1 protein-coding gene is annotated in these 248 nt (G+C 68.5%); it reads right to left on the bottom strand.

Going from position 1 to position 248, the window contains the following annotated elements:
- On the bottom strand, positions 1 to 247 hold a 247-nt coding region (locus tag C7C46_RS33385), incomplete at its 3' end, for an NADH-quinone oxidoreductase subunit A (RefSeq protein WP_245985321.1).
- Between the last annotated feature and the right edge of the window lies 1 nt (position 248).

The raw sequence follows: 248 nt of genomic DNA, 5'->3' as shown, positions 1-248 counted from the left end.
CCAGCGTCGCCGCCCCGAACCCCGCCGCGGCGAACACGGTCGCCCACGGGAACAGGTAGATCGCGTCGACCGCGAAGATCACGTACAGGAAGGCGTAGACGTAGTAGCGGACCTGGGTGTGCGCCCAGTCCTCGCCGACCGGGTCGACCCCGCACTCGTAGGTGAGCAGCTTCTCCGGCGAGAAGATGACCGGCCGCAGCAACCGGTTGACGGTGAAGGCCACCGCCACGAAGAGCACGCCGACCACC

Source organism: Streptomyces tateyamensis, from assembly GCF_003205575.1.
Lineage (GTDB): Bacteria > Actinomycetota > Actinomycetes > Streptomycetales > Streptomycetaceae > Kitasatospora > Kitasatospora tateyamensis.
The sequence above is the reverse complement of the archived record's forward strand: the minus strand, read 5'-3'. Positions and strand labels throughout refer to the sequence as shown.